The sequence below is a fragment of the Saccharopolyspora terrae genome, from assembly GCF_004348435.1.
Lineage (GTDB): Bacteria > Actinomycetota > Actinomycetes > Mycobacteriales > Pseudonocardiaceae > Saccharopolyspora > Saccharopolyspora endophytica.
On record NZ_SMKS01000013.1, the window covers coordinates 72,255 to 93,158 of the forward strand.

The following is a 20,904-nucleotide window of genomic DNA, read 5'->3' on the forward strand; positions in this document are numbered from 1 at the left end:
ATCCGGAACCTGGTCCTGGGGGACCAACAACGCCGCAACGAGATCTGCTGGTCAGTGTTCGGCTGACACCGGCCGGGGCAGGCATGCGAAGAGGATCGCTCCCGGTCGCGGCGTGTCCGGGTGCAGCAGGTGCTCCGATTCCACGGTGAAGCCCGCTTCCCGGAGCCAGCCGGCCACGCGGGACGGTTGGCGGAGGTGGCCGTAGACCGGTTCGGGCAGGTCATCGCGGGTCCGGGCTTCCCGCCCGTCACCGACGTGGAACCCCACGGCCAGCACTCCGCCCGGCTTGAGAACCCGGTGGAACTCGGCGAGAACTCCCGGAACCGCCTCGTCGGGGATGTGGATCAGCGACCACCACGCGATCACGCCGGCCAGGGATTCGTCGTCGATGTCGAGGTCCGTCATCGACCCGACCTCGAACCGCGCATCGGGATGCTCCCGTCGAGCGATCTCGATCATCGCGGGCGACAGGTCAACGCCGAACGAGTCCACCTCAAGCTCCCGCAGCAGCCCGGTCGTGTGCCCTGGCCCGCACCCCACATCGGCGACCGGCCCTCCCCCGATCGCCCGGACCAGGTCGGCGAACAGCACGACCCCCGCACGCACGTGGGTCAGCCTGTCGAGCAGGTCACGCGTCTCGTGGGCGTAGTCGACCGCAATCGCGTCGTACGACTCCCGAACCTCGCTCAACCAGCTCATCAACAAGCCCCTTCGGTCAGGGATGCACGCCCTAGATGATGCCCCGCTCAGCCGGGTGGCCACCTGATCAGTCCAGGCAGAACTCATTGTCCTCGACGTCGTGCATCACCTGGCACGACTCGTTGAACCCATCAGCGACGAGCAGCTCTCCGCGCCTGGCCCCAAGCTTCTCCAGCCGCGAACACTCCGCCTCCAGCGCGGCAAGCCGCTCCTCCCCCACGAGCCCGGTCCCGACCCGCACGTCGAGATGCACCCGGTTCTTCACGACCTTGCCCTCAGGAACCCGCTGGAAGAACAACCGAGGCCCCACACCGGTGGGATCAACGCAGGCGAAAGCCGCCCCCTGCCGCTCAGCCGGCAAAGACCGATCGAACTCACCCCAGGACTCGAACCCAGGCGGCGGAGGCGGCACGACGTACCCGAGCACCTCGCACCAGAACCGAGCCACCCGCTCCGGCTCCGCACAATCAAAAGTGATCTGAACCTGCTTAACCGACCCCATCACCCCAGCGTAGCGATGCCTTCCCTCTGAGGCGCGCCATTTTTCACGGCTCGGTGCTCTCGCTAACGTCCTGCCGCAGCTGTCGCGATGAGGGGACTCTTAACAGAAACTCGTCGCCACGAGCCCCACCGCAGGGAGGCACACAATGCCGGGACTCTCACCGCGCTTGGCCGCCATCGTCGACGCGCTCCCCCTCGAACCGGGCATGCGCGTCCTGGAAATCGGAGGCGCACCAGGAACAGCAGCGCGCGAGGTCTGCCGCCGTATCGCGCCGGGCGGGCACATCCTGGTCATCGACCGCTCCGCCAAGGGCATCGCACTCACCGAACGCAACGCCGCAACCGAGATCGGCAACGGCCTCCTCAGCACGCGCCACGTCTCCGCCGAGGACTTCACCCTCGAACCAGGAGAAGAACCCTTCGACCTCGCCTTCGCCATCCGAGTAGGCGCCCTAGGTGCTGTTTAAGAATGCGGCGCAAGCCGCTGTTTCAGGTGTGGGACTCAGCCGGCACCGCCGCGGGTTCTGATCGGCTTCGTGGCGAGTACGCCGGGATGCCGTGTATTGGCATACATCAGGAGCGGCGCACGGAGTCCACGGAGCCGATCAGGTTCCGCTACCCGCACCGCCAAGCAAAGCAATTCATAAACACTCCCTAGACGGCCGCCACCCCCAAGCAGGACTCCAAGCACGCCACCGAATCAAAGAAGCCCTCCACCCCGGAGCCTCCCTCTACACCGATGGCGGCGACCCACTCCGCAAGATCCAACTCCGCTAACCGCACCCCACGAACCAAACAGCAGCCGACACAACCGCCATGACCGCGGTCAACCCGACCTAACTGCACCACCGAACGCAGAAGCCTGTCGCCGGGTTCTGCCACGCCATCGAGCCTCCTCAACTCCGCGCCGTCGCGCGGTCCGCGAGCTCCGACGGCAGGCGGCCGCCTGTGTCGATCCACGTGATGAAGCCTTCGAGAGCCACCATGACCTCGACCTCCATCTCGTCGGCACACTCGAGGTGCCGGTCAACCGAACCCGGAACCATCTCCACGTAGTCGAGTGCTGCTCGCCAGTCACTGACGCACCTGCGAATCCGCCGCCATGTCTCATCTGGGTCGTGTACCTGCATGTTTGCTCCTATGAGATTTTGTTTCTGCGTTCGTCGAACGAGCCAACAGAGACGGCTGCCGGCGAGATCCCGGCTTCGGCAAGCAGTACGAAGCGACACTCGTCGCAGGACTTGAAGGTCACCCAATCCATCTCAGATGGCTGAGCCATCGCGACGTGACAACCGCAGACGGCTGTCTCCGCCGACTGCCCTTCCCACCGCCGGCCTCGGAAGGCGTGACGAACTCCCTGCTCTCCGTCGACAACCGGAAGCCAGTAGTGACCCGGGCTAATCACAGGGCACCCACAGATCGTTCGCACGCTCGCTCGCCCGAGCAGGAGCGCCCGACGAACCGTGAGATGCGAGTTCGAGTAGTTCCATGACCACATCAGCAACAGCACCGCGCTTGTGCCACAAGGCAGGCGGAGCGGCCGCGCTTTCGAGGCCGTCCATGCGGAACCGGGCGGCGGATGCACTCTCCGCGGAATTCAGCTACCAACACGTCCATCGCTCCGTTAGCGACACGAATCCCATGCACAGCGGCGATGTCTTCGAGCGTGGGCAGGTACCGGAACCGAAAGCCAGCCCGAACGCAGGATTCCAACGCCGCGAGATGCGGGTGCATCCAAGGTTCCGGCAGCACACCAGGCCGCCTTGTTTCCGTCTTCAAACTGCCCTCCAGATTCGGCCCGAGCTGGACATACCCCCGACACGACCAGCCGGAGTGAAAGCTAGAGTACAACTTGCAATGCAAGTTAGCTTCTACACGAAAGAGGCATCTTGCTTTGCACGTAGCACTCAGCAGGCAAACTCTTGGCTGGCCCAGACGATCACTGCCGCGAGGAGGCAATCCGCATGGCGAAGCCCGGCCGCACGGGAAAAGTTCCTGGCCCTAAGGTCCTTCGGCTTCAGCTAGGCCGGGAACTCCGTCGTCTACGGGAGGAAGCCGGCGTGACCTCACGCGACGCCGTCGCCACTCCCCTCGGCTGGGACGTCAGCAAGGTCAGCCGCGTCGAACTCGGGCAGAGCACGGTCACGTTGAAGGAGATCGACCAGCTCCTGAAGCTGTACGGAGCGCCGAAGGAAGAATCCGCGCACGTCCGAAGCCTTGCCGAGGCAGCTCGGAAACGCGGTAGCTACGGCAAGGTTCCTGACTGGGCCAAGGGATACATCGGCATGGAGGCCGACGCCGACATCCTCAAGATTTACTACGGCGAGCTCATGCCCGGACCACTTCAGACCGACGACTACGCGCGGGCGATCCTCTCGACCTCCGTCACGGTCGCAGCTGCGGACATAGATCGTCTCGTCCAGACGCGCGCTCGCAGGCGAGAGATCATCATTCAAGACGACCCACCAGAAGTTCAGCTCGTTCTGGGCGAAGCCGCACTACGCAGGCAAGTCGGAGGCCCTGACGTCCTGCGCGCCCAGCTGGAGCACCTGCGCGAAATCGCGAAGCTCCCGCACGTGACCTTGCAGGTTCTCCAGTTCAGCTCCGGAGAGCACGCAGCGCTGGAAACACCCTTCACCTTGCTCTACCTGACCGAGGTCGACGCCACCTACGTCTACCTCGAAGACCTGACCAGCGCTGACTTCTGGGACCGTGCCCCGCACGTCCCCGTCTACGAGATGGTCTTCGATCGGCTGCAGATCGCCGCCCTCGGAAAACGTGAGACACTGTCAGCGCTCGACCGAGCGATCCAGGACCTCGCGTAGTGGAGCTGAGCGCATGTTATCGCCCGACCTGACCAACGCCGTGTGGCGAAAGAGCAGCCGCAGCAGCGGAGGCTCCGCCAACTGCGTCGAGCTGGCAACCGACGGCACCACCTGGGCCGCCATCCGAGACAGCAAAGACCCTTCCGGACCGGCACTCATCTTTCCGCGCAGTTCGCTGAACTCACTGCTACTGCAGGTCAAGACTGGCGGACTCGACCCGCAGTAGACAGCCCTCTCCGACGCTGGAATTGGTCGCGGCTTCACCTCCCGCAAGCGGGAAGTTCTCATGTTTCCTGCGCAGGTTCTTCCTTCTTCTCCGACTCGTCGTCATCCGGAACTGCTTGGGCACCACAACAGGCCCTTATCGCGTCCGGTGTCAGTTTGACTCCATCAGGCATACGGCGAAGCACGTAGTGCAGTTCAGGGTCTTCCCGAAGCGCCTTCAGTTCATCGGGGAGCAGGCTCAGCTGGAAGCCCTCTTCTGCGTCATCCAGTGCGTTGACGTTCGATTCCAGGTAGTCGGTCAAGATCGGCCACCGCGTCTGCAAGACCAGCCAGAACGCTAGCGTGTCGCTTTCCACGTCACTGCCTTCAAGAGTCCGCACGGACCTCAGCACGCCGTAAGTGTTGGTGAACCGCTTCAAGCTGCGCGGATTGCTGTCTAGCAACTTGGCGAACTTCTGGAGCGTGTGCTCCCGAGTCTCGGACACCTTCACTGACTCAAAACTCTCAACAACACGGTGAACGTTACGTGCCTGAACCTCCGGAGAGGCGGCCCGGTAGGCCTCCATGATCTCTTCGTCGCTCTCAGCGATCCGAAGCTCGCTATCCAACTGGTCGTCCTGCTCAGCAGACGTCTGGCCAGCGTCGCCGCTCTTCTCTACCGATCCGTCTGTCTTCTGGAATCCAATAACCTTGTCCAAGAAGGTTTTCTTTGTGCCTGCGCTCAACGTCGGCATCGGGACAGTGAGCTGGAACAGCTTGTTGATGAAGAGGTGCCCGAGCCCGCGCCCAGGCTCATCAACCGCACCCTTGAAGGGTTCGTGAGCCGCCTCGTACGACCGCCGCAGCCAGCTTCCATGTGCGGCGACCACGAAGTACGCAGCCTTCCCGCCTTCATTCGGAGAGTCCCGGACCAAGGTTTGCACCGAGTCGAGCAGGTCCACGACGTGACGATCGTTGCATCGGTCGAGGTCATCGAGGAAGAAAACGACGCGCTTCTTCGAACTCATCAACAGCCAGCTGAAATACCAGGTCACTTCGTCCATCGGGTTCTTGTGAACCTGCTCGAGCCTTTTCGCGCCGCGCGCAGATTCCCACCACACGAAGCGGCTCATGACCAACGCAACCGCAGCGATGGCCCCGACAACGCCGAGCCAGAGCTTCGCACTGCTCACGAGCGAGGCAGCCGGTTTCGGCGGAGCGACGTACGGCCAGGCAATCCACACCCCTAGGAGCGCAAGGCCGACGATAAGAGCCGTCGCGATGTACGGCGTACTACCCCGAAACGCGCGCCTGGTTACCTCCGCAATGCGGAACCTGGCTCGGCTCCACCACCGTCCACGATCTCGGGAGATCTCAGCCCGCAGTTGAGCCAGCAGCGCCCACCACGAAGGCGACACGCTCGCGTGTTTCCACGCATCGAACTCCACGACCAGGTAGTCGTCCTTGATCTTCTTCTTTAGCAGTTCAAGGATCGTACTCTTGCCCGTGCCCCACGGGCCGTCGATGTGAATCAGGAACGACGCATCCGGCTCATCGTTGGAGAAGTTCCTGATACGGCGCGCGATGACCTCGGCGAGCCCGTCGCGCTTGAGCTCATCCTTCGTGGCCGGCTTGTCGCTGCTCCACTTGTCGTGGTCGGACTTTGGAGCCAGGGGTTTTCCATTGGATTCGGACGAGTACTCCGCGCTGGACTCGGCCTCCTCGACTAAGTCGACGTCGCCTCGCATCTTGGGACGTTCACCGTCAGAGATTTCCGGCGGCTCAACAACCGCGGGGTCCAGAGGCTCGAGCCTGAACACGATGACCCGCCGTCGTTGGCCATCGCTTCCGGCCGACTCGCCGTAGTACCAAGGTTCCTGTTCAGGAAGCCGGAACTCGCCCACGTACTCGACGTAAGCCTTCTTACTTCCGTCCCGGAAGAGACGCACCCTGCGCCCTGGAGTCGAGAGGGCCTTGTTCCCACGCACAAAATCCTGTGGGCCCGTCTGACCTTCCCCCGTGTAGTGGTAGGTCCCGTCCTCGTGCCAGCCGTCGTACGTGTAGCCGTACTGGCCGCCGCCATCCCCAGTGAAAATCAGGATGTTCGAAGAGCCCGCAATCGGCGCAATCCCACTCTGGCGGTTTCCTCCATACCGCGCGTGCAGCTCGGTCCGGCGGAGCTCAGTCCCCGGCTCGATGTCCCATCCGTCGTCGTCGATCGCCACAGCGCGGCACCCTAATCGGTGTCACCCCATCGCATGATCAGAATGCTCAACTGCATGTAGGTATTTCTCAGGCTCACACGAGTGGAGGACCCGCGAACAGGGCGTCAGATGGCAGTGCTGGCGGACGAAGTTCAACCTTGCTCGAGCTCACACACGAACCTGACCTCAATGTCCCGGCTAAGTCGCGATCGAGACGTCAGGACTTCATACACGTTGGCCCTGCCTTCCAGCGAGGGTTCGTCCCAGGTAGTCGTAAAACGCGTTGGCGTCAACCTCCTCGACGACCGTGGCGTTGGACACCAGACCGTGGACACCCCACGACATCGCGGAATAGCCGCGGGTGAGCTCGCCTTGGGTTTCCACATCCACGTGGTAGTCGCCGGTGCAGGTGACCAGCTCCGGATGCAGCAACACCGCTGCTGTTAGGGAGTCTGGGTGGGTTGTGCCGTTGATGCCGACGCTTCGGTCGAAGTCCAGGGTGGCGGCGCAGACGCGGGTGAAGAACCGTGACAAGGGCGTGTTGAGGGCTTCGATCTCAGCCAGTTGGTCTGGGCCGAAGACTGCGTGCTCGAGGGTAAGCGGGGCCCAGGGGATGAGGGTGATGTTAAAACCTGCTGCGAAGACCGCCTTTGCTGCTTCTGGGTCGACGTAGAAGTTGAATTCTGCTGCTGCTGTGATGTTTCCGCGGGCGTTGTTACTGCCTCCCATCACGTACAGGGCTTTGACGTTGTCCACGAACGTCGGGTCTTTGATCGTGGCTGTGGCGATGTTGGTGAGGGGGCCGATGCAGACGATCGTCAGCTCGCCCGGGGATTCGGCGGCCAGGCGGATGAGGGTGTCCACGGCGTGCTCGGGGTCGGGTTCGCAGTTGGTCATGTCCATGGTCATGCCGCCTACTCCGTCGCCGTGGACGTTCTCGGCGCTTTCCCATGGGCGGACGAGGGGGCGGCGGCAGCCGAGGTGGACGGGGACCTCGCCCAGCCGGCCTGCGACGTTGAGGGTGAGGAAGGCGTTGCGGATCTGCTGGTCGAAGCCGACGTTGCCGGCGACCATGGTGATCGCGCGCAGGTCTGCGCGGGGGTCGAGGAGGCCGACGAGCAGGGCGATGCAGTCGTCCTGCGCGGTGTCCGTGTCGATCACCAGAGGGACCTTCGGGGTCGTCATGTCGGCTCCTGTCCGGGCGGATGTCGGTCGCAACCGCAATACTCGCCCGGCGATCAGCCCGCGCACCAGGGAGGCGAGATGCCGACGCAGATCTCCACGTTCTTGATGTTCCAGAACGGCAAGGCCGAGGAGGCGATGAACTTCTACATCAGCCTGTTCGACGACGCCGAAGTGCTCGCCATCAGCCGATACGGCCCTGGTGAGCAGGGGACTGAAGGATCCGTGCAGCACGCCACGTTCGCCTTGTGCGGGCGGCAGCACATGTGCATCGACTCGCCCGTGTCGCACGCCTTCGACTTCACGCCGTCGGTGTCGCTGTACGTCGACTGCGTCGACGAGGCCCAGCAGGACCGGCTCCACCAGGCGCTTTCCGAGGACGGCGCGGTGATGATGCCGCCGGACGACTACGGGTTCTCGCGGAAGTTCAGCTGGGTCGAAGACCGCTACGGCGTTTCCTGGCAGCTCAACCTCCCGCGCAGCTGAGCGATCTTGCAGCGCTAAGGTCTGCGCATCCGTTCCGATTCGATTGGGAGCCGATGACGACCGTCAGCGATCGCGCAGCAGAAACGCTCACCGTGCTTCGGCCGGACGTCCGGGAAGCCGCCGAGAACGCCGACGCCGCAGTGCTCCGCCCCGAAGACCAGTCCCAGCTGGGCCAGGCCGATCGGGCGCGGATCGCGCTGCGCGTCGCGCTGGTCAACGAGTCCCCCTCCTACGCCGATTCGGTGGCCGTCGCGCTCGACGACGCCGAGGTCGTGGCTGACGTCGAGCGCTGGGGTGAGCTGCCCGAGGCGACGCAGGCGCTGCTGGCGCACTGCGAGCAGGTCGCGCTCGACCCGGCGGACGTGGGCGCCGACGAGATCGCCGAGCTGCGGGAGCACTTCAGCCCCGCCCAGGTCGTCACCGCCACGCAGGTCGCCGCCTACGCGAGCTTCCGGGTGCGGTTGGAGAGCGGGCTGCGGCTGGTCGCCGGCGCCGGGGACGGTCCCGCGTCCCAGGCCGGGATCACCATCGAGGCCGGTGCGGCGGCCGACGGGTTCGCGCTGTCGACGCCCGACCAGGCGTTCCCCTCGATGCGGTGGGTGTCGCGGGTCGTGTCCGGCGGCGACTTCACCGAGACCCTCAAGCTCGACTCCGGCGTGCTGTCGGCGCAGACCCTGCTGCGCGAGGCGATCATGACCGGTCACGGCGCGCTGGATCGGGCTGATCGCGAGCTCGCCGCGCTGGCGACCTCGCTGATCAACGGGTGCGGCTACTGCACGGCCGTGCACGGCAAGCGGCAGGTGGAGCTCTCCGGTGATCCGCTGACCGCCGTGGTCCTCGCCGAGGCCGGTCCCGCCGCCATCGCCGATGAGCGGCTGCGGGCCGTCGTCGACGTCGCCGGAGCCCTCACCTACACGCCGGCCGCGCTCGCCGCCGCCGACGTCCGACGGCTGCACGCCGCCGGGCTCGACGTCGACGACGTGCACGACCTGGTCGCCGTGTCCTCCATGTTCGCCTGGGACAACCGGCTGATCATGACCCTCGGCAACGCCGTGCGCTCCTAGATCCTCCTGCGGATCGGCCTCCATCAGGTGACAGTGGGGTGACCTGCGGCGTGTCGTGACGGGCCCGTCCGGGTAGTCGTTGCGTGCGGAAACCGAGGGAGGCTCCCCATGGTTCAACTCACGACCGAGCCAGTGATCGTCAAAACCCCCGCCGGACAGCTCGAAGGGGACCTCGTGATGCCACCGCCTGCACGGGCGGTGGTTTTGTTCGCGCACGGTTCCGGCAGCTCACGGCGCAGTCCGCGCAACCGCGCGGTCGCCGAATCACTCCAGAACGCGGGCTTCGGCACCTTGCTGCTGGACATGCTCACGCCCGCCGAGGCGTCGACCGACCAGCGAACGCACGAGTACCGGTTCGACATCGACCTGCTGACCGAGCGGCTCACGCCCGCCATCGACGCGCTCGGATCCTGGCGGTCCACCCGCGGCATGCCGGTCGGCCTGTTCGGCGCGAGCACCGGCGCCGCCGCCGCGATGAAGGCCGCCGCGCGCCGTCCCGACCGGGTCACCGCCGTGGTGTCGCGGGGTGGTCGTCCCGATCTCGGCGGCGACGGGCTGGCCGAGGTTCAGGCCCCGACGCTGCTGATCGTCGGAGGCGACGACCGCGAAGTCCTCAACCTCAACCGGCAGGCCGCCGAGCTGCTCACCTCACTGCCCCTGACCGACGTCAAGATCGAGATCGTGCCGCACGCCGGGCACCTCTTCGAGGAACGCGGAGCCCTGGAGAAGGTCGCCGAGCTCGCCGACCGGTGGTTCTGCAAGTACCTCGGTGCCGGGCACAGCAAGCAGACCGGCCCCGACGGCGGTCACTTCAAGCCGCCGGAACCCCGCCGCCGGCCACCGATGATGTAGTCCTGCACCGCCTGGTAGCCGGGCACGTCCACCGCCGTGGCACCACCCGCGCGGATCTCCCGCGCGGTGGCGACCGCGGCGTGCAGGGCCGCGCGGTAGAGCAGCGAGCCGGTGCTGATCCGCGCGACACCCAGTGCGGCGAGCTCCTCGATGCTCTGACCCGGCTTGTAGAGGACGTTGACCGGGACGTCGACCGCGTTGACCAGGGCTCGGACGTCGCCCTCAGCGCTGATGCCCGGGACGAAGACACCGCTCGCTCCCGCTCTGGCGTAGCGGCGGGCTCGTTCCAGCGCGTCGGGCAGGGTCGGGTGCGGGTCGAGCCAGTGGGTGTCAGTGCGGGCGTTGAGGAACAGGTCGGGAGCTCGGTCGCGGATCGCTGCGATGCGCTGCTCGTGGAGCTCCGGGGCGCAGAGCTCGTCCTCGATGTTGATGCCCGCGACGCCCAGATCCGCCAGTTCCGCGGCGAAATCGCCGATCTCGGCAGGGCTGAGCCCGAAACCCGCCTCGACGTCGACCGTGATCGGAACCGGCAGCCCGACGATCTTCTTCGCGAGGTCGAGCGTCTCGTCCTTCGTTCCCCCGCTGCCGTCCGGCACGCCGTGAACCGCGGCGACGCCCAGGCTGGTTGTTCCGATCGCGGCGAACCCGGCCTCGGCCAGCGCAGCCGCGGAGACGAAGTCCCAGGCGTTGGGCAGGAGCAGCGGCTCGGCACCCTCGTGCAGCGCGTGGAAGTCCATGCCCGGCACCGTAGAGGCCGGGGCCGACACATCGCGCCTTCACCCGTCGGGGTGAGGAGATTCGAATTTCGCGCGAAATTCGAGCGGGAAAGTTCCACCTCGAATTTCGCGCGAAATTCGAAACGACGCCCTCGCCGAGGCGGTAACCCTCGGAACGACGCTCCCTCGGCAGGGCGCTTCCTCGGAATGGCACCCCGTCAGCGGGGCACGCGGCATGGCACCCCCGTCAGCGGGGCATGCGGCGCCAGAGGGGTTGGGGGACGTAGTGCATGGCGGCGAAGACCCAGCGGAGGATGCCGGGGACCCAGACGACCCGGCGGCCTCGGTGGAGGGCCTTGTCGGTCGCGTCGGCGACCTGGTCCGGTGTCGACGACCAGGGGGCCGGGTCCATGCCGGTGGTCATCCGGCCGATGACGAAGCCCGGCCGGACGATCAGCAGCGACACACCGCTTCCCACCAGGGCGTCGGAGAGACCGTTGGCGAAGCCATCGAGGCCGGCCTTGGCGGAGCCGTAGACGTAGTTGGCGCGGCGGACGCGGACACCGGCGACCGAGGAGAACACCACGATCTTGCCGTGGCCCTGCTCGCGCAGCAGGTTCGCCAGGTGGGTGAGGACGTTGACGTGGGCGACGTAGTCGATGTGCACGACGTCGACCGCGTGCGCGGCCTCGGACTCGGCGCGCTGCTGGTCACCGAGGATGCCGAAGGAGATGACCGCGGTGCCGATCGGGCCGTGCTCCTCGGCGAGGTCGCGCAGCAGGGCTTCGTGGGTGTCCAGCCGGGCCGCGTCGAACACGACCCGCACGACCTCGTCGGCACCCGCTTCCAGCAGCGCCGCTTCCTGGTCGTCGAGGTCCTGCGAACGCCGGGCCGCGAGGATCACCTTGCCGTTCCCGCGCCGCACCAGGCGGTCCGCGACCGCCACGCCGATCTCGCTCCGGCCACCCAGGATCAGTACCGCTCCGCTCATCGCGGTCATCCTGCCACTACCCGGGCAACGGCCGGTGCACCCCCGGTGGCTCGCCGGGCAACGATTTCCGTTCTCCCGCAGGAATGCCGACCGGCTCAGTCGCGAAACTCACCGGCACCTCAAACGGAGGGCTGTTTACCGGCCGAAGCCCCCGGCCTACTCTTAGTAGGAGATCGTTCCCACGAAGGCAACCGAGCGGATTCCTCTCATGGCTGACGCCCACCCGCAGATCGACACGACCAAGCCCAGCATCGCGCGCGTGTACGACGCGTTCGTCGGCGGCAAGGACAACTTCGAGGTCGATCGCGAGGTGCTGCGGCAGATTCAGCAGCTGGCCCCGGAAGCCATCCAGGTCGGCAGGCAGTGCCGCGCTTGGCTGATCCGCGTCGTGCGCTTCATGGCGGGCAACGCCGGTGTCGACCAGTTCCTCGACCTGGGATCGGGCCTGCCGACCGCGGAGAACACCCACCAGGCGGCGCAGCGGATCAACCACGAGGCGACGGTCATCTACGTCGACAACGACCCCTCGGTCGCGGCGCACGGCCGCGCGCTGCTGGAGGAGAACGAGTTCACCCACTTCGCGGTCGCAGACCTGCGCAAGCCGGAGGAAGTGCTCAACCACGAGTCGGTCCGCAAGTACCTGGACCTGGACCGCCCGGTGGGGTTGATCCACAGCAACACGCTGCACCACGTCACCGACGACGAGAACCCCGCGGCGATCATGTGCACCTACCTCGACGCGCTGGCCTCCGGCTCGTACCTGGCGATCTCGCACCTGCACAACCCGGGCGACGGCAGTTCCCGCGCGCAGCTCGCCGAGGAGTCGCAGGTCAAGTTCAACTCGATGATGGGCAGCTGCTTCTACCGCAGTCGCGAGGGCATCCAGGAGCTGTTCGCCGACCTGGAGATGATCGAGCCCGGCCTGGTCAACCTCTTCGACTGGTGGCCGGACGGACCGCGCCTGACCGAGCCCTCGGACGGCGAGTACAACCTGCTCGGCGGCGTCGGCCGCAAGCGCTGACTCCGGAAGTCGGCACGAGGGGCGCCTTTCCGGGGTCGGTGGCAGTTCCTCGGTCGAAACCGCCACCCGTGACCGCAAAGGCGCCCGGTCGAGCTCACATGGCCTGGCGCGAAGTCCAGTGCCGCATCGCGTGTTCCACGAGCGCGATCAGGGTGCGCTTGGTGGATTCCCGGTCCCGGGCGTCCACCGGGCCGATCGGCACCTCGGGCCCGATCGCCATCGCTTCCCGCACCTGTTCGAGCGAGTGCAGCATCTGACCGTCGAACATGTTCACGCCCACCAGGTACGGCAGGCCGCGGTCCTCGAAGAAGTCGATCGCCGAGAACGAGTCCGCCAGCCGGCGGGTGTCGACCAGCACGACGGCGCCGATGGCACCGCGGACCAGGTCGTCCCACATGAACCAGAACCGCTGCTGCCCGGGCGTGCCGAACAGGTAGAGGATCAGGTCCGAGGCCAGCGAGATGCGGCCGAAGTCCATGGCGACCGTCGTGGTGGTCTTGTTCGGAGTCGCGTCGAGGTCGTCGACGCCCTTGGAGGCCTCCGTCATGACCGCTTCGGTCGTCAGCGGAACGATTTCCGAGACCGAACCGACGAACGTCGTTTTGCCCACACCGAACCCGCCCGCGACGACGATCTTCGCCGACGTCGAGCTGGTGCCACCCCGGTTGGCAGCCTCCGGCATGGAGCCGAGCTGGGGTGCGCTATAGCCGACGGAGTCCACTCAAAACCCTTTCCATCAACATCATGTGTGGTGCGCTACCGCTTTCGCTCACCGTGTTGTGCACGGTGATCAATCCGAGTTCGGCCATGTCGGCCAGCAGCACGCGGGCGACCCCGATCGGCACCGACAGCAGTGCCCCCACCTCGGCCACCGAACGCGGTTGCTGGCACAGCTCGGCGATCGACTGGTGCTCCAGCCGGACCGGTGCGCCGGGTCGGTAATTCTCGCCGACCGAAACCAGGGTCTCGATGGCCAGTTCGTAGTTCGACTTCGTCCGGCCGCCGGTCCAGGTGTAGGACCGGATGCTGGAGGCAGCGGGGGCCTCGGGAGCGGCGTCGGCAGGGTCCTGCGACACCGTCCGGGCACGCTGGTCCAGCTCGTGGGCCTGCGGCGATTCCGGCTCCTCGCGCCCCTTGCGCTTGTCCCGCTTGGGCTTGGCGCCGAACGTGAACGCGTTGACGACATCGGCGAAGCTGTCATCGCCCGAGTTCTGCCGTCTTCGGTCTCGGCGTGGGTATTCCGAGCGTCTGCTCATCTCGTCCTCACACCAGTTGACCCGAAACCGCGCCTGCGCTGTTCTGCAGCTGGGTGCGGATCTCCGGGGTGAGCATCTGGCCGACGCGCTCGACCAGCATGGTCATCTCGTAGGCGATCAGTCCCATGTCGCACTGCGGCGCGGCGAGCACCGTCAGGCACGAACCGTCGCTGATGCCCATCTGCAGCAGGGTGCCCCGGTCCATCTCCACGATCGTCTGCACGACCCGGCCGGCCTCGAAGCACTTCGCCGATCCCTGCGTCAGGCTCAGCAGACCAGAGGCCACAGCTGCGAGCTGATCGGCGCGATCCCTGGGCAGAGTCGCCGAAGCGGTCAGCACCAGTCCATCAGCCGAGACCACGATCGCGTGCGCCACTCCCTGCACGCGTTCGGTGAAGTCCGTGATCAGCCAGCCGAACCTGCGGGAAATAGTCTGTGCGCTCATGCAACCTCCTGTTCGTTGCCGAGATGATCACGTGTCTTCTCGCGTGTGTCCACCACTCAGCCCTCGTCGGTCATCCGGTGCCGGCCACGGCTGACGCCGCCCTGGAAGTCGGACAGCCTGCTGCGCAACGCGTTCGGGTCGCGCTGGAAGCGTCGTGGCTGACTCTCCTGCTGGGACTGGTTGGACACGCTTCCCGGAACCAGGTTCGCCTTCGGCTTGCGCCGGGGCAGCCCGGCGCTGGTGAACGACGCCTCCTGCGGGTTCGCGGCGGCTTCCGCCGCCTCGCGCGCCTTGTCCGCGGCGAAGTCCCAGGCTTGCGCTTCCGGGGTCTGCGGGATCCAGGGCTGGGGCTGGGGCAGTTCGGGAGCCTGCTCTGAGGCGTCCGGCGGCCACGGCTTGAACGCCGATTCCGGGTCGGTGTGCCCGAACTGGACGCCGTTGTGCGCCAGCTGCTTGCTGATGTCCTCGGCGCTGCGGCTCTGGGGAGCTTCCTCGGCGGTGGGCTCAGCCGCCGTCCGGTTGCGCGGCTTGCGCTGCGGCAGACCGGACGAGGTCAGCTGCGGTTCGTCGTCCTCGGCCGGCTTCTCCGGGGTGAACAGCGCGGAGTCGCCGTCCTTGGTCTCCGGCCAGTGGAACTCGCCGGTCTCCGAGATCGAGTCCGACGCCGCGGGCATGAACCACTGCCCCGCCAGGTCGTTGCGGGCCGGTTCCTCGGCGGGCTCGTCGGGCTCCTCGCCGGTCACGGGCTGGTCGTAGTCCAGGGAGGACTCGAAGAAGCTGTTGGTCTGCGAGTCCTCGCCTCCGGCCGGGGTGAAGAAGTCGTTGCCCTGGCCGGAGCCGGAGTCGAAGAACCCGCTCCCGTCGAACTGGCCCGAGCGCTCGGCCTGGTCGTGCGGGAAGATCGGCTCGAACAGGCTGGTCGGCGCGTTGGCGTTGTAGTCGTCGTCGCTGTGCGCCCAGCTCGGTTCTTCGCTGCGCGCCCAGCTCGGCTCGTCGTTCTGGGCCCAGGCCGGCTCGTGGGTCTGCCAGCCGTCGTCCTCGGGACGGTGCTGGTCGGGAACCCGCTGCGGCAGCGGCGAACCCGCACCCGGGAACGAGGTCTGCAATCCCGGCATCGAGTGTCCGTTGACCTGCGCGGGCGGTGCCGCGGGCGGCATCTGCGACTGGCCGCTCGGCTGGGCGGAGACCACGTGCTCGGCGGGGACCAGCACGGTGGCGCGCACGCCCTCGACGTCGGGACCGCCGTGCAGCTCGATGCTGATGCCGTGCCGCGCGGCCAGGCGTCCGGCCACGAACAGGCCCATCCGGCGCGAGGTCGAGATGTCGTCCTCGGCGACGCGGGCGAGCCTCTCGTTGGCGGAGGCCAGGTCGTCGTCGCCCATGCCGATGCCGTTGTCGAGGACGTCGAGAACGACCGTGCCGTCGCCGGACTGGTAGCTGGAGACGGTTACGACGGTGTCCGGCGCGGAGAAGTTCGCGCCGTTGTCCATCAGCTCGGCGATCAGGCGCACCAGGTCGCTGGCGGTGTTGCCGCGCAGCTTCACCGACGGGGTCGGCTGCACCGCGATCCGCGGGTACTGCTCGATCTCCGAGACCGACGAGCGCAGCACGTCGGCGAGCTCGGTGGGCTGGGTGAAGCGGCGGGCCAGGTCGCTGCCGGAGAGCACCATGAGGTTCTCGTTGTTCCGGCGCATCCGGGTCGCGAGGTTGTCGAGCTGGAAGAGCCTGGACAGCTGGTCGGGGTCTTCCTCGTCCTGCTCCAGCTCCTCGAACAGGCGCAGCTGGCGCTCCAGCAGGGCCTGGCTGCGGCGGGAGACGCTGACGAACGCGTCGCTGTAGCCGCGGCGCAGGTCGGCCTGCTCGACGGCCAGTCGCAGCGCCTGCCGGTTGACCTCGTCGAAGGCCCGCGCCACCTGGCCGACCTCTTCGGTGGTGTTGATCGGCAGCGGCGGCACCTCGGCCTCGGCGCCCTTGCCCTGGCGGACCGCGGTCACCGCCGAGGGCAGGTCGTACTCGGCCGCGTCCAGCGCGCCGATCCGCAGTTCGCGCAGCGAACCGAGCAGCTGACGGCTGATCATGATGATCACGCCGGCGGCGGCGATCAGCGAGGCCAGCAGCATCACCGAGTCCCACCCGGCGCGGTCGCTGGCGTCGTCGGCCAGGCCCTGCGCGATGGTGCGGACCTCGACCGCCAGCTCGCCGCGACCGCCTTCAATGGTCGCCGCGGAGCCATCGCTGGCGCTGTTCCACGCCTCGCGCTCGACCGAGAAGCCCCCGCTGGACTTGCGGTCGGTGCTCTCCAAGACGATCACGCCGAGCATCTGGTTGCGCTGCACGATCGCCGGGACCTGGAGCTGCTCCGCGAGGCGCTTCTGCCAGTGCTTGGCCACACCGGAGCTCGCGTCGTTGATCTTGGACAGCAGCCGGGCTCGGGAACCGGAGAGGTTGTCGAGCGTGGGCGCGTCCAGCGAGCCGTCGCGCAGCCCGGACAGCACCAGCGCCTGCTGGAGCCGGACCTCCTCGGTCAGGCTGAGCAGGTCGGTCAGCGCGGTCGCGGTGCTGGAGATCTGGGGGTCGGCGACGCTGGTGGTCAGCGCGCGGTCCAGCGCGAGCGCCGCGCGCACGGCCTGGCTGTAGGCGCCGACGGCCTGCATGGCGGTGACCCGCTTGGCCTGAACACCGGCGCGCACCGCGGCCAGTCCGTCCAGCGCCTTGCGGGTTTCGGCGAAGCGCTCGTGGACGACGTCGGTGTAGACGTCGTTCTCGGTGAGGATGGCCCGCAGGTTCTCGGCCGCCTTGTCGGTGGCGCCGACCTGCTCGGTGAAGGCACCGATCTGGCCGTCACCGACGAGGTTCTCCACGGCGTGGTTGCGCTCCAGCTGCAGACCGCTGGTCAGCGGCTCCAGCTGGTCTTCGGCGTCGAGCACCTGCGCGACCCGGCCGTACTGGTCGGCCTGGTCGACCTGCCACTGGATCTGGCCGACACCGAGCGTGATCGCGAACAGGACGGGCACCAGCACGACGGCGGCCAGCTTCGTGGGCAGCGACCAGTTGCGCCACTGCAGGACGCCGGCGGGCCGCCGGTCCCCGCTCACGAGCGATCTCCCTGTGCGTCTCCGCGCTGGTCAAGCAGGCGTGTCGAACAAAGCGTAGGCGAACGGCGCATGCGTGCGGTCCCGCAATCGTCGTGCTGATGGTCTGGGGTGAAAGGCAGGCATGCCGGGAGGGCGCGGGGCCGACGAACCAACGCGAGACTCCCTGCCTTCACGATCTCGTCGATACTCAGCGTCACCAATGACTTCCCCGGCCGGTACATTCCGGACACTGGTATCGAACCGTGACCCTTCCCGTTCGCACGACTACCTCTCAGTGTCCAAGCACTATATGCCCCTGCCGCAAGGAAAGCACCGGGGGCTTTTTCGCAATGTGCTACGCCAAACAGGCGAGATCACGCCGAGTGTTCGATCAGTTCGGGAGCGCTTCACGCAATTTCACCCGTTCGGACTAAAACGAGCCCTGAACTCTTCCTCGAGAGAGGCTGTAACGCCTGGTCAGCGACTTTCGATCTTGAAGAGGCAGGTCTCTGACCTGGCCTTACCAGCCAGTAACCGAGAGTCGCCCACCCGTCGCGGGCTCTCGGCTCCGTTCCTGCTCAGACGGGTGAAATGGAAATCCGCAGGTGGTGCTCCCCACAGTGTCGATAGCGGTAGAACAGTGGTAAGAATTGCCCGCCTCCGCCAGCTCGGCGACCCCGGCCGGCACACCCTGAAGCCCCAGGAAGGATGCATGAGCAACGCAACGCAATCCGCGCTGCGCGGTTCCCCCCGCGAGCCCGGAAATCAACGCGCGGCGTTCGGCGGAATCGAGAAGAGCGCGGTTCGCACAACCGCCGACCGGCCCGATTTCACCGCAATCCAGCAGAGCGCCGAATTCCGCAGCCTCCGCCGTCGACTTAAATGGTTCGTTTTCCCCGCGACGGCGTTTTTCCTCATCTGGTACTTGGGCTACGTGGTGGCCGCGGCGTACTTCCCGGAGGAGCTGGCGAAGCCCGTCGTGGGCGACGTCAACGTCGGATTGCTGCTGGGAATCGGGCAGTTCGTGACCACCGTCGGGCTGACCACCCTCTACGTCAGGTTCGCCCGCCGCCACATCGACCCGCGCGTCGACGAGATCCGTGAGCAGGCCGGAGAGTTCGACCGATGAACCTTGCCCAACCCCACGTCATCCCCGACGACAGCGTCATCATCAACACCAGCGTCTTCGCGGCGTTCGTGCTGATCACGCTGTTCATCGTCTACCGCGTCAGCAACCGCGGCACGGCCAGCGACTACTTCGTCGCCGGCAGCGCCTTCAGCGGTGTGCAGAACGGCATCGCGCTGTCCGGTGACTACCTGTCGGCCGCGTCGTTCCTGGGCATCGCCGGCGCGATCGCCATCTACGGCTACGACGGTTTCCTCTACAGCATCGGCTTCCTGGTCGCCTGGCTGGTCAACCTGCTGCTGCTGGCCGAACGCACCCGCAACACCGGCCGCTTCACCATGGGCGACGTGCTCAGCTTCCGGATGAAGCAGCGCCCGGTGCGCGCCGCGGCGGCGACGTCCACCCTCGCCATCACGGTCATGTACATGATCGCCCAGATCGCCGGTGCCGGTGGTCTGGTGGCGCTGCTGCTCAACGTGCACGGCCACGTCGGACAGATGCTGGTGATGGTCGGCGTCGGCGCCGTCATGATGGTCTACGTGCTGGTCGGCGGCATGAAAGGCACCACGTGGGTGCAGATCATCAAGGCCACAATGCTCGTGGTGTGCGCCGTGCTGATCACGATCTTCCTGCTCGGCAAGTTCGGCTACAGCATGTCCGAGCTGCTGCGCGCCGCCGCGGACAACAACCCGCACGGACGCGCGATCTTCGCTCCGGGTGCGCAGTACGGCAAGTCCGACATGACCAAGCTGGACTTCGTCTCGCTGTCGCTGGCGCTGGTGCTCGGCGTCGGCGGTCTGCCGCACGTGCTGATGCGCTTCTACACCGTTCCCAACGCGCGCGAGGCGCGACGCTCGGTGGTGTGGGCAACCTGGACGATGGCGATCTTCTACCTGTGCACGCTGATCATCGGCTACGGCGCGAGCGCCCTGGTCGGCAGCGAGGCGATCCTGGCCGCGCCCGGTGCGGAGAACTCGGCGGCACCGCTGCTGGCCTACCAGATCGGCGGCACGGTCCTGCTGGGCATCATCTCGGCCGTCGCCTTCGCCACCATCCTGGCGGTGGTCGCAGGCCTGACGCTGACCGCGTCGGCGTCGTTCGCGCACGACGTGTACGCCAGCGTGGTCCGCGGCGGTGAGGTCGACTCCGACCGCGTGGTGTGGGTGGCGCGCATGACGGCGCTGGTCATCGGCGTGGTCTCCATCGGCGGCGGCATCCTGGTGATGGGCCAGAACGTGGCGTTCCTGGTCGGTCTGGCGTTCGCCTTCGCCGCCTCGGCCAACCTCTCCACGCTGCTGTACACGCTGTTCTGGAAGCGGTTCAACACCACCGGCACGCTCTGGGGCATCTACAGCGGGCTCATCTCCTGCCTGCTGCTGGTGATCTTCTCGCCGGTCGTGTCGGGCTCGCCGGATTCGATCATCCCGAGCGTGGACTTCGCGTTCTTCCCGCTGAAGAACCCGGGCATCGTCTCGATCCCGATCTCGTTCCTGTTCGCCGCCATCGGCACCTTCGTGGGCAAGTCCGAGCAGGACGTCGAACGTCTGGCCGAGATGGAGGTCCGCTCCCTCACGGGGATCGGCTCGCGCACCGGCTGACCTGCGCGGCACACGTGTTCGAAGGGCGCCGGCGGACCAAGCGGTCCGCCGGCGCCTTCGTCGTCGCGGACCGCGTCGATGTTGGTCGTCCGCTCACTCACCCGAGGTGTTGCCGAAGGAGTCCCGACCGCTGCGCGTCACCGGTCTTCGTGCGTGCCCCGCACGAAATCGTCTTACCCGATCGGATACTGCTGAATCCGGGTTCTGGTCAATAAACTGGGAACCGTCCCGACCAACGCAGAACTTCGCCGAAAATCCGGTCGAAAAGCGAACTGGCGGGCCAAGTGGGGGTTGTGATGCGCAAGCTTCGGAATGCCCTGTTAGGCATGGCGGTGGCGGCGATCGTGCCCATCTCCGGGCTCGGAACTCACATCGCCACCATCGCCCTCGAAATCAGAGATGTCCTGGTCCAGGCCGCGCACGCGGCCCCTGAGCAGGACACCACCGACTTCCTCGCCTTCGGCACCCGGATCCGCTCGGAGCCCGGAACGCACGCCTCGGTGCGGGGAATCGGCAATCCCGGGGACACGGCGACGATTCACCGCAGGGTGATCGGCGAAACCGTTGTCTGCGAGGACGGACGGGCCGTTTCGGAATGGCTCGACGTGACTGATGAGCGCAGCCAGATTTCAGGATTCGTGAGCGGCTGCTTCATCTGAT

21 protein-coding genes are annotated in these 20,904 nt (G+C 66.7%); 10 read left to right on the forward strand and 11 right to left on the reverse strand.

Going from position 1 to position 20,904, the window contains the following annotated elements:
* Window positions 1-51: 51 nt before the first annotated feature.
* On the reverse strand, window positions 52-699 hold the full coding sequence (locus E1181_RS10880) for a class I SAM-dependent DNA methyltransferase (RefSeq protein WP_132673862.1): 648 nt from the start codon (window positions 697-699) through the stop codon (window positions 52-54).
* Window positions 700-766: 67 nt separating this feature from the next.
* Complete coding sequence (locus tag E1181_RS10885; RefSeq protein ID WP_132673863.1) at window positions 767-1,201, reverse strand: VOC family protein; 435 nt, start codon at window positions 1,199-1,201, stop codon at window positions 767-769.
* A 145-nt stretch (window positions 1,202-1,346) separates the two neighbouring features.
* Between E1181_RS10885 and E1181_RS10890 the strand changes: the two genes are divergently transcribed.
* Window positions 1,347-1,667: an SAM-dependent methyltransferase gene (locus E1181_RS10890; RefSeq protein ID WP_235876672.1), complete on the forward strand. Its 321-nt coding sequence runs from the start codon at window positions 1,347-1,349 to the stop codon at window positions 1,665-1,667.
* A 429-nt stretch (window positions 1,668-2,096) separates the two neighbouring features.
* On the opposite strand, the gene E1181_RS10895 is transcribed toward E1181_RS10890, so the two are convergent.
* Complete coding sequence (locus E1181_RS10895) at window positions 2,097-2,330, reverse strand: hypothetical protein (RefSeq protein WP_132673864.1); 234 nt, start codon at window positions 2,328-2,330, stop codon at window positions 2,097-2,099.
* 834 nt (window positions 2,331-3,164) lie between these two features.
* Between E1181_RS10895 and E1181_RS10910 the strand changes: the two genes are divergently transcribed.
* Window positions 3,165-4,025 (forward strand): helix-turn-helix domain-containing protein, encoded by an 861-nt coding sequence (locus tag E1181_RS10910; protein ID WP_132673865.1) that lies wholly within the window; start codon window positions 3,165-3,167, stop codon window positions 4,023-4,025.
* A 13-nt stretch (window positions 4,026-4,038) separates the two neighbouring features.
* The gene (locus tag E1181_RS10915) at window positions 4,039-4,251 is read left to right on the forward strand and encodes a DUF397 domain-containing protein (RefSeq protein ID WP_132673866.1); all 213 of its coding nucleotides are present in this window, start codon (window positions 4,039-4,041) and stop codon (window positions 4,249-4,251) included.
* Between the two features lie 58 nt (window positions 4,252-4,309).
* Here the strand turns inward: E1181_RS10915 and E1181_RS10920 are convergent, their stop codons facing one another.
* Window positions 4,310-6,454 (reverse strand): KAP family P-loop NTPase fold protein, encoded by a 2,145-nt coding sequence (locus E1181_RS10920; RefSeq protein WP_132673867.1) that lies wholly within the window; start codon window positions 6,452-6,454, stop codon window positions 4,310-4,312.
* 204 nt (window positions 6,455-6,658) lie between these two features.
* Window positions 6,659-7,618 (reverse strand): nucleoside hydrolase, encoded by a 960-nt coding sequence (locus E1181_RS10925; RefSeq protein WP_132673868.1) that lies wholly within the window; start codon window positions 7,616-7,618, stop codon window positions 6,659-6,661.
* Window positions 7,619-7,696: 78 nt separating this feature from the next.
* On the opposite strand from E1181_RS10925, the gene E1181_RS10930 reads away from it, so the two are divergent.
* The 3 genes from E1181_RS10930 (at window position 7,697) to E1181_RS10940 (ending at window position 10,017) form a co-directional block, all read left to right on the forward strand.
* A complete protein-coding gene (locus E1181_RS10930; protein ID WP_132673869.1) occupies window positions 7,697-8,101 on the forward strand; it encodes a VOC family protein in 405 nt (134 codons plus the stop codon).
* A 53-nt stretch (window positions 8,102-8,154) separates the two neighbouring features.
* Window positions 8,155-9,165: a peroxidase-related enzyme gene (locus E1181_RS10935; RefSeq protein ID WP_132673870.1), complete on the forward strand. Its 1,011-nt coding sequence runs from the start codon at window positions 8,155-8,157 to the stop codon at window positions 9,163-9,165.
* Between the two features lie 108 nt (window positions 9,166-9,273).
* Window positions 9,274-10,017 carry a dienelactone hydrolase family protein gene (locus tag E1181_RS10940; protein ID WP_132673871.1) on the forward strand — a complete coding sequence of 248 codons (744 nt, stop codon included), beginning with the start codon at window positions 9,274-9,276 and terminating at the stop codon, window positions 10,015-10,017.
* Here E1181_RS10940 and E1181_RS10945 read toward each other — a convergent pair.
* On the reverse strand, window positions 9,972-10,754 hold the full coding sequence (locus tag E1181_RS10945; protein ID WP_132673872.1) for an isocitrate lyase/PEP mutase family protein: 783 nt from the start codon (window positions 10,752-10,754) through the stop codon (window positions 9,972-9,974). The two genes, E1181_RS10940 and E1181_RS10945, sit on opposite strands and share 46 nt — an antisense overlap.
* 226 nt (window positions 10,755-10,980) lie before the next feature.
* Complete coding sequence (locus E1181_RS10950; RefSeq protein WP_132673873.1) at window positions 10,981-11,724, reverse strand: SDR family NAD(P)-dependent oxidoreductase; 744 nt, start codon at window positions 11,722-11,724, stop codon at window positions 10,981-10,983.
* A gap of 208 nt (window positions 11,725-11,932) precedes the next feature.
* Between E1181_RS10950 and E1181_RS10955 the strand changes: the two genes are divergently transcribed.
* Entirely contained in the window at window positions 11,933-12,745 is an 813-nt protein-coding gene (locus E1181_RS10955; RefSeq protein ID WP_132673874.1) for an SAM-dependent methyltransferase, read from the forward strand.
* Window positions 12,746-12,839: 94 nt separating this feature from the next.
* On the opposite strand, the gene E1181_RS10960 is transcribed toward E1181_RS10955, so the two are convergent.
* Genes E1181_RS10960 through E1181_RS10975 form a run of 4 tightly spaced genes read right to left on the reverse strand, consistent with a single transcriptional unit; the run spans window position 12,840 to window position 17,541 of the window.
* Entirely contained in the window at window positions 12,840-13,466 is a 627-nt protein-coding gene (locus tag E1181_RS10960; protein ID WP_132673875.1) for a GTP-binding protein, read from the reverse strand.
* Window positions 13,447-14,001 (reverse strand): DUF742 domain-containing protein, encoded by a 555-nt coding sequence (locus E1181_RS10965; protein ID WP_132673876.1) that lies wholly within the window; start codon window positions 13,999-14,001, stop codon window positions 13,447-13,449. The genes E1181_RS10960 and E1181_RS10965 overlap by 20 nt, the downstream gene beginning before the upstream one ends.
* A 7-nt stretch (window positions 14,002-14,008) precedes the next feature.
* A complete protein-coding gene (locus E1181_RS10970; RefSeq protein WP_132673877.1) occupies window positions 14,009-14,446 on the reverse strand; it encodes a roadblock/LC7 domain-containing protein in 438 nt (145 codons plus the stop codon).
* Window positions 14,447-14,502: 56 nt separating this feature from the next.
* A complete protein-coding gene (locus tag E1181_RS10975; RefSeq protein WP_132673878.1) occupies window positions 14,503-17,541 on the reverse strand; it encodes a sensor histidine kinase in 3,039 nt (1,012 codons plus the stop codon).
* A 691-nt stretch (window positions 17,542-18,232) separates the two neighbouring features.
* Here E1181_RS10975 and E1181_RS10980 point away from each other — a divergent pair.
* The 3 genes from E1181_RS10980 (at window position 18,233) to E1181_RS10990 (ending at window position 20,903) form a co-directional block, all read left to right on the forward strand.
* On the forward strand, window positions 18,233-18,649 hold the full coding sequence (locus tag E1181_RS10980; RefSeq protein WP_132673879.1) for a DUF485 domain-containing protein: 417 nt from the start codon (window positions 18,233-18,235) through the stop codon (window positions 18,647-18,649).
* Entirely contained in the window at window positions 18,646-20,244 is a 1,599-nt protein-coding gene (locus tag E1181_RS10985; RefSeq protein WP_132673880.1) for a solute symporter family protein, read from the forward strand. Before E1181_RS10980 ends, E1181_RS10985 begins: the two co-directional genes overlap by 4 nt.
* Window positions 20,245-20,540: 296 nt before the next feature.
* Window positions 20,541-20,903, forward strand: a complete 363-nt coding sequence (locus E1181_RS10990; RefSeq protein WP_132673881.1) for a hypothetical protein — start codon at window positions 20,541-20,543, stop codon at window positions 20,901-20,903.
* The last annotated feature ends 1 nt before the right edge of the window (window position 20,904 follow it).

Bases quoted from the DNA above. Each gene is read 5' to 3' on its own strand.
- E1181_RS10880 (WP_132673862.1), bottom strand. From the start codon at position 699: ATGAGCTGGTTGAGCGAGGTTCGGGAGTCGTACGACGCGATTGCGGTC.
- E1181_RS10885 (WP_132673863.1), bottom strand. From the start codon at position 1,201: ATGGGGTCGGTTAAGCAGGTTCAGATCACTTTTGATTGTGCGGAGCCG.
- E1181_RS10890 (WP_235876672.1), top strand. From the start codon at position 1,347: ATGCCGGGACTCTCACCGCGCTTGGCCGCCATCGTCGACGCGCTCCCC.
- E1181_RS10895 (WP_132673864.1), bottom strand. From the start codon at position 2,330: ATGCAGGTACACGACCCAGATGAGACATGGCGGCGGATTCGCAGGTGC.
- E1181_RS10910 (WP_132673865.1), top strand. From the start codon at position 3,165: ATGGCGAAGCCCGGCCGCACGGGAAAAGTTCCTGGCCCTAAGGTCCTT.
- E1181_RS10915 (WP_132673866.1), top strand. From the start codon at position 4,039: ATGTTATCGCCCGACCTGACCAACGCCGTGTGGCGAAAGAGCAGCCGC.
- E1181_RS10925 (WP_132673868.1), bottom strand. From the start codon at position 7,618: ATGACGACCCCGAAGGTCCCTCTGGTGATCGACACGGACACCGCGCAG.
- E1181_RS10930 (WP_132673869.1), top strand. From the start codon at position 7,697: ATGCCGACGCAGATCTCCACGTTCTTGATGTTCCAGAACGGCAAGGCC.
- E1181_RS10935 (WP_132673870.1), top strand. From the start codon at position 8,155: ATGACGACCGTCAGCGATCGCGCAGCAGAAACGCTCACCGTGCTTCGG.
- E1181_RS10940 (WP_132673871.1), top strand. From the start codon at position 9,274: ATGGTTCAACTCACGACCGAGCCAGTGATCGTCAAAACCCCCGCCGGA.
- E1181_RS10945 (WP_132673872.1), bottom strand. From the start codon at position 10,754: ATGGACTTCCACGCGCTGCACGAGGGTGCCGAGCCGCTGCTCCTGCCC.
- E1181_RS10950 (WP_132673873.1), bottom strand. From the start codon at position 11,724: ATGAGCGGAGCGGTACTGATCCTGGGTGGCCGGAGCGAGATCGGCGTG.
- E1181_RS10955 (WP_132673874.1), top strand. From the start codon at position 11,933: ATGGCTGACGCCCACCCGCAGATCGACACGACCAAGCCCAGCATCGCG.
- E1181_RS10965 (WP_132673876.1), bottom strand. From the start codon at position 14,001: ATGAGCAGACGCTCGGAATACCCACGCCGAGACCGAAGACGGCAGAAC.
- E1181_RS10970 (WP_132673877.1), bottom strand. From the start codon at position 14,446: ATGAGCGCACAGACTATTTCCCGCAGGTTCGGCTGGCTGATCACGGAC.
- E1181_RS10980 (WP_132673879.1), top strand. From the start codon at position 18,233: ATGAGCAACGCAACGCAATCCGCGCTGCGCGGTTCCCCCCGCGAGCCC.
- E1181_RS10985 (WP_132673880.1), top strand. From the start codon at position 18,646: ATGAACCTTGCCCAACCCCACGTCATCCCCGACGACAGCGTCATCATC.
- E1181_RS10990 (WP_132673881.1), top strand. From the start codon at position 20,541: ATGCGCAAGCTTCGGAATGCCCTGTTAGGCATGGCGGTGGCGGCGATC.